This is a genomic window from Acinetobacter sp. ANC 7912 (assembly GCF_039862785.1).
GTDB classification, from domain to species: Bacteria; Pseudomonadota; Gammaproteobacteria; order Pseudomonadales; family Moraxellaceae; genus Acinetobacter; species Acinetobacter thermotolerans.
Window position 1 is genome coordinate 2,179,828 of record NZ_CP156795.1, and the last position, 13,032, is coordinate 2,192,859.

At 42.7% G+C, this 13,032-nt stretch carries 13 protein-coding genes; 5 read left to right on the plus strand and 8 right to left on the minus strand.

Features of this window, described 5'->3' with window-relative positions:
- Positions 1-4 precede the first annotated feature (4 nt).
- Positions 5-634: a phosphoribosylglycinamide formyltransferase gene (gene purN / locus ABEF84_RS10795; RefSeq protein ID WP_034582674.1), complete on the plus strand. Its 630-nt coding sequence runs from the start codon at positions 5-7 to the stop codon at positions 632-634.
- 134 nt (positions 635-768) lie between these two features.
- Here the strand turns inward: purN and tnpA are convergent, their stop codons facing one another.
- Positions 769-1,182, minus strand: a complete 414-nt coding sequence (gene tnpA, locus ABEF84_RS10800) for an IS200/IS605 family transposase (protein WP_075167884.1) — start codon at positions 1,180-1,182, stop codon at positions 769-771.
- 20 nt (positions 1,183-1,202) lie between these two features.
- Between tnpA and ABEF84_RS10805 the strand changes: the two genes are divergently transcribed.
- A complete protein-coding gene (locus ABEF84_RS10805) occupies positions 1,203-2,261 on the plus strand; it encodes a transposase (RefSeq protein WP_347454816.1) in 1,059 nt (352 codons plus the stop codon).
- A gap of 28 nt (positions 2,262-2,289) precedes the next feature.
- On the opposite strand, the gene ABEF84_RS10810 is transcribed toward ABEF84_RS10805, so the two are convergent.
- Both ABEF84_RS10810 and sppA read right to left on the minus strand, forming a co-directional pair.
- A complete protein-coding gene (locus ABEF84_RS10810) occupies positions 2,290-3,090 on the minus strand; it encodes an alpha/beta hydrolase (RefSeq protein ID WP_347452954.1) in 801 nt (266 codons plus the stop codon).
- Positions 3,087-4,109: a signal peptide peptidase SppA gene (gene sppA, locus ABEF84_RS10815; protein WP_347452955.1), complete on the minus strand. Its 1,023-nt coding sequence runs from the start codon at positions 4,107-4,109 to the stop codon at positions 3,087-3,089. The genes ABEF84_RS10810 and sppA overlap by 4 nt, the downstream gene beginning before the upstream one ends.
- Positions 4,110-4,235: 126 nt before the next feature.
- Between sppA and ABEF84_RS10820 the strand changes: the two genes are divergently transcribed.
- Positions 4,236-5,243, plus strand: coding sequence for a lysophospholipid acyltransferase family protein (locus ABEF84_RS10820; protein WP_347452956.1), 1,008 nt, complete (start codon positions 4,236-4,238; stop codon positions 5,241-5,243).
- Here ABEF84_RS10820 and ABEF84_RS10825 read toward each other — a convergent pair.
- The 3 genes from ABEF84_RS10825 to ABEF84_RS10835 all read right to left on the minus strand — a co-directional run bounded on the left by ABEF84_RS10825 (position 5,224) and on the right by ABEF84_RS10835 (position 9,693).
- Positions 5,224-7,686 (minus strand): DNA internalization-related competence protein ComEC/Rec2, encoded by a 2,463-nt coding sequence (locus tag ABEF84_RS10825; protein WP_347454170.1) that lies wholly within the window; start codon positions 7,684-7,686, stop codon positions 5,224-5,226. The two genes, ABEF84_RS10820 and ABEF84_RS10825, sit on opposite strands and share 20 nt — an antisense overlap.
- A gap of 95 nt (positions 7,687-7,781) precedes the next feature.
- A complete protein-coding gene (gene lolD / locus ABEF84_RS10830) occupies positions 7,782-8,465 on the minus strand; it encodes a lipoprotein-releasing ABC transporter ATP-binding protein LolD (protein ID WP_347452957.1) in 684 nt (227 codons plus the stop codon).
- Positions 8,458-9,693, minus strand: coding sequence for a lipoprotein-releasing ABC transporter permease subunit (locus ABEF84_RS10835; protein ID WP_034582685.1), 1,236 nt, complete (start codon positions 9,691-9,693; stop codon positions 8,458-8,460). Before ABEF84_RS10835 ends, lolD begins: the two co-directional genes overlap by 8 nt.
- Before the next feature lie 26 nt (positions 9,694-9,719).
- On the opposite strand from ABEF84_RS10835, the gene ABEF84_RS10840 reads away from it, so the two are divergent.
- Positions 9,720-10,286, plus strand: coding sequence for a PilZ domain-containing protein (locus tag ABEF84_RS10840; protein ID WP_034582689.1), 567 nt, complete (start codon positions 9,720-9,722; stop codon positions 10,284-10,286).
- A gap of 13 nt (positions 10,287-10,299) precedes the next feature.
- Here ABEF84_RS10840 and ABEF84_RS10845 read toward each other — a convergent pair whose 3' ends face one another.
- The gene (locus ABEF84_RS10845) at positions 10,300-11,199 is read right to left on the minus strand and encodes a DMT family transporter (protein WP_034582692.1); all 900 of its coding nucleotides are present in this window, start codon (positions 11,197-11,199) and stop codon (positions 10,300-10,302) included.
- Between the two features lie 12 nt (positions 11,200-11,211).
- Positions 11,212-11,700 (minus strand): YaiI/YqxD family protein, encoded by a 489-nt coding sequence (locus ABEF84_RS10850; RefSeq protein WP_161788370.1) that lies wholly within the window; start codon positions 11,698-11,700, stop codon positions 11,212-11,214.
- 248 nt (positions 11,701-11,948) lie between these two features.
- Between ABEF84_RS10850 and ABEF84_RS10855 the strand changes: the two genes are divergently transcribed.
- A complete protein-coding gene (locus ABEF84_RS10855) occupies positions 11,949-12,878 on the plus strand; it encodes a hypothetical protein (protein WP_347454815.1) in 930 nt (309 codons plus the stop codon).
- The last annotated feature ends 154 nt before the right edge of the window (positions 12,879-13,032 follow it).

Here is a 13,032-nt window from a genome sequence, read left to right on the forward strand (position 1 = left end):
TCGCATGACTAAAATTGCTGTTCTTGTTTCAGGCAGTGGATCCAACCTGCAGGCCCTGATTGATGCCAATCTCTCAGGGCAAATTGTCGGGATAATTTCCAACAAGCCTGAAGCATATGCCTTAACCCGTGCCCAACAGGCTGGGATCCAGACTGCGGTGATTGAACACAAACAGTATCCAAACCGCGAAGCTTTTGATGATGTCATGCATCAGCAACTGTTAGATTGGAATGTGGATCTGGTAGTACTGGCAGGCTTTATGCGAATTTTAAGTGAAAAATTTGTCAAAGCCTGGGAAGGGAAAATGGTCAATATCCATCCTTCCCTATTGCCAAACTACAAAGGCATGCATACCCATCAACGGGTACTGAATACTGGTGATGTCCTGCATGGCTGTACCGTACATTATGTGACAGCAGAACTGGATGCTGGTCAGGCACTGGCACAAGGCGTGTTAAAAGTATCCCATCAGGATACTGCACATAGCTTGGCGCAGCGAGTACATGTACTTGAACATCTGATTTACCCTCAAGTGGTGGAATGGATCTGTACAGGTACCATTCAGCATACGGAAACTGGGGTGACTTATCGCGGTCAGCCGATGCATGAGCCGGTACAGTTCTGTAAATTTTAAGTTTTAAACTGCATAAAAAACGCATCCGAGGATGCGTTTTTTATTTATCCCTTTAGCCGTAAAACCTCGCCCTTCAGGGCGGGGATATAAGGCTGCAATCCGCTAGTCCCCCTTGTGGGGATTAGCTAGGATTGCTAATGCGGTGTTTGCTGTTGTTGGATATATTGTTTAATAATCCCAATGGGAGCACCTCCACACGATGCAGCGAAATAACTAGGCGACCACAAAGCATTCCCCCATAATTTGTTTTTAATTTCAGGGTGTTTAGTTCTTAAAATACGACTAGATGCACCTTTTAGGCTGTTAACCAAGCTAGAAATAGCTACTTTTGGTGGATAGTTCACAAGTAAATGAACATGATCATGCTCACCATCAAATTCTACCAACTTAGCTTCAAAGTCTAAGCAAATGCGCTTGAATACTTCATTCATAGTTTCGAGCATAGCTTTGGTAAAAACATCTCTACGATATTTAGCCACAAAGACTAAATGAACGTGCATATTAAAAACACAGTGACGACCTGTTCTAATCTCTTGACTATTATCCATAGACCAAATATATTTTAGTGATGAAGACACTTAAATTACGCATAAAAGACAAACATTGCAAGGTGCTAGACCAATTGGCATCTGAAGTTAATTTTGTCTGGAACTATGTCAATGATTTGTGTTTTAAACACTTGCAAAGAAAACAACAATTCTTTTCAGCTTACGATATTGCTAAATACACGAAAGGTACATCAAAAGAGTGCAATTTGCACAGCCAAACCATACAGGCAGTTGCGGAAGAATTAGTTACTCGAAGAAAGCAATTTAAAAAAGCCAAGCTAAAATGGCGTGTCAGTAACAAAAAAAATGCTAGACGTTCTCTCGGTTGGATTCCATTTAAAAAAGTGGCGGTGAAATATGCCGATGGGTATGTCCAATACGGCAAGCATCAATTCATGCTATGGGATAGTTACGGACTAAGTAAATACAATGTTAAAACAGGCTCGTTTGTCGAGGATAGCCGAGGGCGTTGGTATGTATGTCTTGTGGTTGATTCAATTAAAACAGAGAAAACCACCGCTAAAACCTCAATTGGCATTGATCTAGGACTCAAAGACCTTGCGACTTGCTCAGATGGTGTAAAGTTCAAAGCGCCTAAAATCTATCGTCAATATGAACAAAAACTTGGTATTGCTCAAAGAGCAAGAAATAAAAAACGTGTCAAAGCGATTCATGCCAAGATCAAAAATCTACGTCAAAATATGCTGCATCAATTCAGTCATAAACTGGTGAATGAACATGCAGCCATCTTCGTTGGTAATGTGAATGCCAAAGCATTGGCACAGACAAAATTAGCTAAGTCTGTACTCGATGCAGGTTGGACGACCTTAAGAACCATGCTCAAGTATAAATGCGAGAACGCAGGGGTATGGTATGAAGAAGTCAATGAAGCCTATACCACCCAAACTTGCTCGTGCTGCGGCTCACGCTCCAGTAGTCTGAAAGGTAGAGCAGGACTTGGAATAAGAGAATGGCAGTGTGTGGAGTGCGGTACATTCCACGATAGAGATATAAACTCAGCACTGAATATTCTTGCGCTCGGACATGGGCGTCTCGCAGGAGGAATCTCCGTCCTTTAGGTCGGAGAGGATGTCAAAACAGAATACTTTAAGACTGCTTTTGAATTAGCTGTTTAATCAGTTCCGCGACTTCCAATGGTTGCTCCAGCGGGAACATATGTCCTCCCTGAAACACTTCAAAAGGAATCCCAAACTTTTTCTGCATTTTTTGTGGAAAATTGCGTGCTAAAAATGGCCCTTTTTTCGCAACAATCTGCTGTACAGGTACTTGAGGTTTGGCTTGAGGAAGCCACCATAGCGATGGATTGGTTCGGAAAATTTTTACTTCGTCCATTTTCGGGATGGTAAGCTCCACTCCGCCCCGCACTCGGTCTTCAACTAACGCATAGTCCATATAGGCTTGAAAGCAATCTGGATCAAAATCCTGATAGAAACCTTTAGGACGCAATAATTCAGCTGCCTGTTCACGTGATTCCCAATGATCACGACGGCGTCTGGACAATCCTGCCGGAGACATCTGATCCAGTGCTCTAAGCTTGAATAGCTTGGCAATATGCAAAGCAAATGCTTCCTTACCCATAATCATCGGAGGATCCAGCATAACCACCTGACTAAACAGTTCAGGCTGTTTTAAAGCTGCCTGAAAAGTTAACACCGAACCTAATGAATGCCCCAATCCAATGACCGGTCGACCTTTAGCTTGACGGACGATACTATCCACTACCTGCTGGGTGAGGCTTTTCCAGTGATTATCGATCGGATAACGTTTGTCTGGACCCAAAAGTGGCACATAGATAATATCAAACTCACCTTTTAAGCTATCAAAAAGTTTCTGATAGACGCGAGAAGGTACCCCATTGGCGTGCGCAAAATGAATCAGTGGCTTCATTGCATTTTAGCTTGACTTTCTGTGCTGAGTTTTTGTGCAACAGAGGTTGCAATACCTTCACCGAAAGAAGCACCCATACGACCAAGAACAGACTCCAATGGACTATATTCAATGGTGTAATTTAGGGCTTTTTCAGTTTTTAGCTCGCGTTTCAGTGTCTGCAAACTACCGGTACGATCTGCAATACCGAGTTTAACTGCCTGATCACCCGTCCAAAACAGGCCAGAGAAAATAGCTGGATCTTTCGATTTCAGCTTGGCACCACGCCCCTGTTTCACCGCATTGATAAAGTGAGCATGGACATTATCCAGCACCCCCTGAACATGTGCCTTTTGAGCAGCATCGACTGGTTGGGTCATGGATAAAATTGCTTTGTTTTCACCTGAGGTCATCGTGCGGTCTTCCACACCCAATTTCTGCATCAGGTTATTCACACCATAGTTCGGCATAATTACCCCGATCGAACCGACCAGACTCGATGGATTGACGATAATTTCATCTGCTGCTGAAGCAATGTAGTAAGCACCTGAAGCACCTGTATCACCAATCACTGCATAAAGTTTTTTCTGCGGATACTGTTTTTTCAGATACTGGATTTCCTGCCAGATTTCATCAGACTGTACCGGTGAACCGCCCGGAGAGTTGATATTCAATACGACAGCTTTGACCTGTTTATTGGCATAAGCTTTTTTCAGCGACTTGATCGTGTTGTTGCTATTTACGCTTTGTTTATCGGCTGCGATGGTACCTATAATATCAATCACTGCGAGATGCTCACCCGAGGTGGTACTGACATCCGTCGAACTGGTACTACAGCTTTTACCCATTAGCAGAATAATAAACAACAAATAAGCAAAAGTCAGGAATTTAAAAAAGATCCCCCAACGACGGGCGCGTCGCTGTTCTTCTACTGAAGCAAGTACTGCTTTTTCCAGCAGTTTCCACTCTGGGCCTGTCGGTTGTTGAGGCTGTGGTGTAGTTTGTTTTTGATTATCAGGTTTTGGTGGCCAATCGGACATAAACAATCCAACACATAATTATATTATGCCCATTATATACACTGATTGAGGTAATTCTGTCTAAATGGATCGTTTTATCCTATAATAATTTTCTATTATTCCTTATTTGTGATTCACTTAACCTCAATGTCTGCATCAAGCTCAAACAATTCCACCTATGGTTTGCTTAAATTTGTCAGCCGACTTCCGCTTCCTGTCATGCGATTCATGGCAAGCAGTCTTGCAGGCATTGTAAATTTATTAAAGACCTCTAAAACCTCTGAACAGATTCGATTCAATCTGAAAATCAGTTTACCTGAACTTTCAGAAGAAGAACGCGAAAGGGTAACGCGTGCTGCAATCCGCAATGAGCTGATGTCTTATTTCGAGTTTTTCAATATTTGGGGAAGTAGTAATGAAAAGAATATTGAGCGTATCCATAAAGTAGAAGGTGAAGGTCTACTTAAAGAAGCTTTATCCGCTCAAAAAGGATTGGTATTGGTCGTTCCACATTTTGGTACCTGGGAAATCATGAATGCTTATATGGCCCAGTATACCCAAATGAGCATCATGTATAAGCCAGTCAAAGATCCTGCTGCCGATGAATTTGTACGTGAAGCACGTAGCCGTGAACAGGCAAGCTTACTGCCGACTGATGAAAGTGGAGTTCGTCAGATTTTTAAAGCCTTAAAGCAAGGCGGTACTACTGTGATTTTGCCAGATCATACACCAAATGTCGGGGGTGAATATATTCCTTTCTTTGGTGTCCCACTCAGTTCCAGTAATCTTACTGCCAAACTGATTCAGAAAACCAAGGCCAAGTGCCTGTTCCTCTATGCCATGCGTAACCATAATGGTGGGTTTGACATGTTTATAGAACCCTTGGATGAGCAAATTTATACAGCCACAGCAAATCAAGGTACGGAAATTATCTTTAAAAAAATGGAAGAGCTGATCCAGCGTTATCCAGAACATTATCACTGGAGCTATAAACGTTTTAAAGCCCATCATTTGCTAGGTAATATTTATAATATTCCACATGAAGAAGCCTTGATAAAAATCAATGATCTCCGTAAAGCTTACCAAGATAAACAAGCACAGCTTGCTCTAGAAACAAAACAAAATCCTATTGCTTCTACTCAGGCTGAAATCTAGCCGATTTGTGTTTTAGCCATTTATACTTGTCTCGATAGGCTTCTAGTTGCATTTTATTATTACTATTTAAGATAAATTCAACACTTCCCTGCTGTGCTGTATTAAGTAAGGGAATATTCAGATCATTTAATCTAGCCTGAGTCAGGCTACTAGGATGTCCGTAACGATTAAAGCGTCCAGCTGATGCTATTGTTAACTGTGGACGATAATGCTGCAAAAACTGATAGGATGAGCTGTGCTGACTGCCATGATGCCCCAAGACCAGCACATCCACTTTTAAATCGGCATATTGTTGTAATAATTGATATTCAGTTTCCCAACCACCATCTCCCATCAATAAAAAGTTTTGATAAGGCCAAGCATCCTTGACCTGAAGATGGATCACACAAGAATTTTCATTCTTATTCGCATAAATAGAATTCAATGCTTCAGGTTTTGGGGACAAGATCTGAAAATAAATCTTTTCATTCCAGTCCCAGGTCTGCCCTTGCCGACAGTATTGAAATTTCATACTTGTATTCAGTTCAGGTCGTTCACTAGACAGAATTTCTTTTACCTTTAGCCGGTCACGAATATGCAGATAGGCACCGCTATGGTCCTGATCCAAATGGGTCAAGATCAGCTGATCTAGTCTGGAAACACCTTGCACAGATAAAAATGGTAGGATGATCTGCTCCCCCACACTAAAACGGTTTTCATCATAATTCCCACCCGTATCAATTAACATGCTGTGTTGACCTTGGCGGACAAAAATCGACTGACCTTGCCCTACATCTAAGACAGCCAGTTGAAATGGATGGCTATAAAATGGCAATGCAATCATAGGAAAAATCCCGCAAGCAGCCCATGCTTTTGGAACTAGACCTTGTGGCATAAAGAGAATCAAAAGTATCAGAATACTAAGCAATAGCATCCACGGTGTCATCGCGACAGAAATTAATTCAGGTGAAAATAAATGATCAAGAAAATTTAGCAAGCCTAATAAGCCACTAATAAACAAGTTATTTATTTGAAAGACCAAAGCAGCCAGCGGTTCAGCCATAAAGAAAAATAAAGCTGCGATAATATCTAGCGGCACAATCAGCAAGCCAATCCAAGGGATCGCAAACAGATTACTGATTGGCGCAATCCAGGCAATCTGCTTAAAGAAAATAATCATCAACGGAAAAAGGGCTATAAAAATTTTCCACTGTGATTCCACCAGAATCTTGCCAGCAAAGAATAACCGTTGCTTTAAATTCTGAACCTCACCCAGTGGTTGTCGTTCTAGAGTCTGATAAATTCTTAACAGAACAAAACAGGCGCCATAGGACAGCCAGAAGGCAGCAGATAAAATACTAAAGGGATCAAACAACAATAATATTGCTGCACTCAGGATCAATAGTTTCAATGGTTGAATATGCAGCCTGAACCAAATCGATATAGTCACAATAACGCAGATCAGCAATGTCCGCAGTGCAGGAATTTCAAACCCCACAAAAGCACAGTACAGCAAAACACACAAGAGAAAGGGTAGACTTAGAAAATATTGTTTGGGCCATTTCAGATAGAGATGTGGCACAAATTTGGCAACCAGAAACTGTAAACTGGCGCAAAAAATCAGGGCAAAAATCACAACATGCGGTCCAGAAATCGCTAATAAATGGCTCATGCCAAAACGGCGAAACTGTTGTTCAGTTTCTGGATTCAGTAGACTTTCATCTCCTGTCAGCAAAGCTAATGTTAAGCCTTTATTATTAAGGGGTTGCCGATAAATAAAATGTCTGAGCTCGAGCCGTTTCCGCTCAATCCAGAGTAAAAACTGGGAACTTAAGCTCTGCTGTTGCCTGAGATGTGAAGAAAAACCGAGTGCATAGAGCTCTTGCTGAGTTAAAGGTTGAATCTGCCGGATACGAAACCCAGTCATATAATTCTGCTCCAGATACCATTTCTCAACATCAAAGGCACCCGGAGTGGCATAGGCATGAGCTGGACGAATTTCGCCAAACAACCGGTAATAATGCCCTAAAGCCAAAGGCTCTTTATCAAGATAAGTTGCCTGAACCGGACCTTCATGTTTCAGTGTTCCCAGCCATTGCACCGTTGTTCCATCAGCTTTTAATACAGTGAGCGGTTGCTGGATACTATAAGGACTGATTTTATTCAGCCGAGAAATATGAACAATCACTTCTTGTGGCTTTTGTTCTCGTTCAACTCGCTGTAATCGCTGATCCAAAGCCTGATTGGCATAGCCTTGTCCCAAGATGAAACTTAAGCCTATTGATAAAAGAATAATGAAAAAACGGATATAAACCAGATGTATTCTGGAAAGAAAAATGCGGTAGATGGCTATCCATAGCAACATAATCAGACAGGCAAAACCCGCCGAAATATAATATTCGGTCTTTCCCCACCCCATTGTCGTAAGGCCTAAAATCCAGCCCACACAAATCCAAAGCAGCATCATTTTTTCATTATTATTTTTCTTACAGGCAATAATAAAGCCCACCGAAGTGAGCTTCAATCAAACAGGATTATTCCAATATTTTGTTGATGTGTTTAATCATTGACCCATAGGCCATCCTGCATATGCAGGATATGATCTGCTGATTTTGCCAGCTGTTCATCATGGGTCACAATCAGCATCGCCATATTAAATTCCTGACGTAATTCACTGAGCAATTCATAAATTTTCACTGCCGTTTTACGATCCAGATTACCCGTTGGTTCATCCGCCATCATCAGTTTAGGCTTACCCACCAAGGCACGAGCCATCGCAACACGCTGACGTTCACCACCAGATAGTTCACCCGGCTTATGAGTAAGACGATGGCTTAAGCCAACACGTTCCAGCAAATATTCCGCTTGCGGTTTGACATCTTTAAATTTAGTGCCTTTACGTAGCATTAGTGGCATCGCCACATTTTCCAGCGCAGTAAATTCTGGCAACAGGTGATGGAACTGGTACACGAAACCTAAATGTTCATTTCGCACATAACCACGTTCTGCTTCAGACAAAGTATCGAAACGTTTACCGTTCACTAAGACCTGACCCGCAGTTGGACGGTCTAGACCACCCAACACATGCAGCAAAGTACTTTTACCTGAACCACTTGAACCGACAATTGAAACAAACTCACCTGCTTGCACCTGTAGCGACAGGCCACGAATCACCTCAACAGTAGATTTGCCATCGGTAAAAGATTTCTGGATATTCTGGGCATCTAAAATCAGATTACTCATAACGCAATGCCTCCGCTGGCTGGATTTTCGCTGCACGGAAGGCTGGATAGATAGTTGCCACAAAACTTAAACCAAGCGATAACGCTACAATCACCACCACATCCTGCCAGCGCAGATAAGATGGCAAATAGTTGATGAAGTAGGCATCAAACATATGCAGACCTAAGCTATTGTTCAGCCAACCCACCAGACTACTGATACTGGTCGCCGCGATAATGCCGAGGATAGCCCCAGCACAGGTCCCAATCACACCAATCACAGTCCCCTGCACCATAAAAATTTTGGTAATGGTAGCTGGTGAAGCGCCTAAGGTACGCAGAATCGCAATATCAGATTTTTTGTCAGTGACCACCATCACTAACGATGAAACGATGTTAAATGCCGCAACTAAAACAATCAGGAACAATAACAGACTGACCATCGCCTTTTCCATCTGAATGGCACTAAACAGATTACCGTGGGTATATGTCCAATCTGATGCATAGAAATTCGCAGGTAGATTCATCACGATATCACGTGAAACTTGCGGTGCCATAAAAATGTCATCCAGCTTCATACGAATGCCTTGTGCACCATCAGGCAGACGCAATAAGGTCGCAGCATCATTCAGAGCGATATAGCCCATCATCGAATCAACTTCAGCGCCGATACTGAAAATACCCACAACTTTAAAGCGTTTAAATCGTGGCACCACACCCGCTGGTGACGGCGTCGCTTCTGGCAATACAAGGGTAATACTATCGTTTAATCCGACACCCATCGAGTCCGCCATTTGTTTGCCTAAAACAATGCCAAATTCACCTTTTTTCAGCTGATCAATGCTACCCTCGACCATATGGTTCTGAATGATCGAAACTTTTTTCTCATACTGAGGTTCAATCCCGGTCACCATAATCCCGGCAACCTGACCTTGTGCCGTCAACATCCCCTGTAACTGGGTAAAGGGAGCTACGCCTTGAACGTGTTCATGCTGTTCAACTTTCTTTGCAAGTTCAGGCCAATTTGTTAAAATTTGTGTTGAGGAAACAGTGGCTTGAGGTATCATTCCCAAGACGCGATTTTTCAATTCTCGATCAAAACCATTCATTACCGATAACACGGTAATGAGGACTGCCACACCGAGCGTGAGGCCGATCATAGAAACTAAAGCGATAAAAGAGATAAAGTGGTTACTGCGCCGTGCGCGAGTATATTTCAACCCTATGTACAGCGAGATTGGTTTGAACATAACCATCTAGTCCGAGGTAATAAATTATGGAAAATTCACAGCATCAGAACGGATTCGCAGAACGACGCGTCATGTCACGTATTGATGCTGCCATACGAATTAATTATCAGATTATTTCCGACGATGTTGCCTTAAACGATCCTTATGATCCAAATTTCGCATTGCCCCGCTATTTTCTACTACTTGCGGAGTTAGATCAATTTGATCACGCGCTCAACTACGAATTAGAACAATTAGCTGAAAAAGATCAACAAATTGCTCGAATCTTATCCTTATTCAACCAAAAATTAAACCTGATTACCGGTTCTTTGTACGACGCCATTGTACAAACCATGTTACCGGTACCGGAGCAGGTCAACTTTTCCGAGTCGGGTTTAAGCTTCTTTAGTGATGATCCAATCAGTGATGGTACCTATATTCACCTGACCTTAAGCCACCCGGAAAACTTCTTCCATGTCGCTGCGATTGCACAGGTGGTTTATAGCCGTGCGGAAGAAAATGGTAAATATCGTACCGGTGCTTACTTTGTGACCTTGCATCCGCAGGACCGTGCCAAAATTGGAGAATGTGTGAAAGCGTCACTGGAACAATAAAGCAGTTCAGTGACTAAATATCCTGGCGGGCTTGCAGGCTCGCCCGAATCTCTTTCAAGAAATACACCACCAGACCAGACAATAAAATCACCACTCCTACTAAAGCAATCAGCGGCAACTTTTCATTATTCAATACCGCCCCAATCATCAAAGCCAGCATCGGCGTCAATACATTGGTTAAAGACAAGGTTGTCGGTTTAATCTTCTGAACCAGTTTAAAATAACAGAACATCGCGATCAATGAAGCCATAATCACTGCATACACCAGTCCGAACAAGGACTTGGCATGCGGCATTGCTGTGGGTGCGTATTGCCAGATAAATGGCAACATGCCGATCGAGAAAATGACCGATAAAGCTATCGAACCCGCTGCCTGAGCCATCGGATCAATCGGTGCATTGATTTTCTTCACCCAATACATCGACATGCAGTAAACCAGCACCCCGGTAAGGGCAATGATAATCCCGACCGGCTGTACATGCTGATTTGCATCACCCAGACAAATAATGGAAAGTCCGGTTAAGGCAATGGCCATGCCGAGCCATTGGTTTAGAGACAGATGCATCTGAAAGACAAAACGGCCAATTAATCCGGCAATCAGCGGTGACAGCCCAAACATCAAGGCAATAATGCCGGAGCTTAAATATTCCGTAGACCAGTAGGTAAAGATTTGCGAACCGATAAAACTGAAGGCACCCGCCAGATAACTATGCAGGGAAACACGATCCAAAGGCAGTTTGGTTTTGAATAACCAGAGTAGCCCTAACGCCAAAGGCAGTGCCAAAAAGAAGCGGATCGCCAATGCCCACATCGGATGCAGATCTTCCACACTCCAGACAATTGCCAGTGGTGTGGTGGACCAGATGAAAACCAATAAAGCATAGGTCACCATCAGGTTACTTGGTTTGGGCATATAAATCTCGTTCTATTTAATAGCAGTTTTACGTTTCTGTTTCTGGATGGTCTGGTCTAAAGCGCTTGAGAATTCACGTTTATCACGTTCTGAAATGGGTGGAGGTCCACCTGTTTGCACACCAGCACCTCGCAAGGTATCCATAAAATCACGTAGATGCAGGCGTGCTTTGACATTAGCGGAAGTATAGATTTCCCCACGTGGATGAATGGCAATACCGCCCTTTTCAATCACCTGTGCTGCCAGCGGAATATCCTGCGTGATCACGATGTCGTGTTGTTTCATGCGATCCACGATTTCCTGATCTGCTGCATCTGCCCCGCTTAAAGCCTGAATAGAATTGATCCGGATTGAGGGCGTAATCCCCACCGGCTGATTGGCAACGAAAGTTACTTCCAGCTGATAACGGTCTGAGGCACGGATAATTACATCTCGAAGAATACGGGGCAATGCATCGGCATCGACCCAAAGTTTAAATGGCAACACGCAATAGCCTGGCATGAAAAATGATAAATGCTATTCTAGCAAATGCTGCCCGACCCGACCCGAGATTCTGCATACCCTTTTGATATGATTCAGTAACTGTTTGGCATTGCTAAGTTTAAACTCAGGTGAATAGCCAGTTGCAAGGAAAAATTGACAAGCTCTCCACTGCAATTTAAGTTTAAATTTCACCTGATTGACTTGAAAAATCAGAATAACCCTCGATTAACTAATTATAAATCAGCAATCCTGAATCAATTGTGCATATGAAAAATCCAAACAGTCCTGAGATTATCACCGTTGATGACCAAAATTTCGGTAGTCATGTTGAACACTGGAATCTACTCACAGACAACCCAGACACAGATGTACCGAAATGGTTAACTCAGGCACTTGATGCGCCTGTCATGCCGATGGGCCTGTGTACGCAAGAATGCGATATGGATGAAAATACCTGGCTGATCCAGGGGCCATCCAAGGCTGCTGTACAATTGAGCCAGATTATTGCGGTAGAAAATAACAAGCCTAAATCCGTCAAAACTGCTTTCCCGACTTTTGATAGTCCTTATAAAGTGAAGGCACAGATTGAACGGATTATCAGTTGCAAATCCAATACCCAGGCGGTATTACGCCTGAATCTGGGACTGAATAATATTGTCTATGCTTTTGACAGCCTGTATAGCGTCAATCATGCACACTATGACAAGGATCAAAGCTATCAGGTCAATCTGAATGCCTGGGCTTATGAACTGGAACCTGTGGCTGAACATGAACATTTGGTTGTCGATGATCCAGCTTCAATCAAGCATCACCGTGCCCTAAATGACATTCTGGCAGCCAATAATGGCATTGCACCGGATAACCTGCAGGAACAGATTGATGCCTGGGAGCCAAAATCTGAAGATGACAAGGCTCCGGTCACTGTCGATTTCTCAAAAATGGTAGCTTACTTGTATGGTGAAACGGTTGGTCAGGAAGATGAAGCCTGGTTCCAAGGCAATATCGTCGGGAAAACCTCAATGCAGTTTATGGATCAGGAATTCACGCTTTATGATGTGACGCTGATTCATGACCAAGGCCGTCCGGCAACTTTGATCCGTGTGGCAACCCGTAATCCTGCACATAAGGATTTCACCATTGGCCAATACATTCGCGGTAATTTATGGATTCAGGCCAACATTTATCATCCTGCCTAAATTTCCCACAGTTTAAATTCAAAATAAAGGGGTATTCACCGTGACTGAATATCCCTTTATTTTTTAACGCTTCATTTTTATTCATTATTTTTAGTTTTCGATTAATTTTTATCCACAAGCTGATATTAAAAATATAAATTTAAATTCATAAATA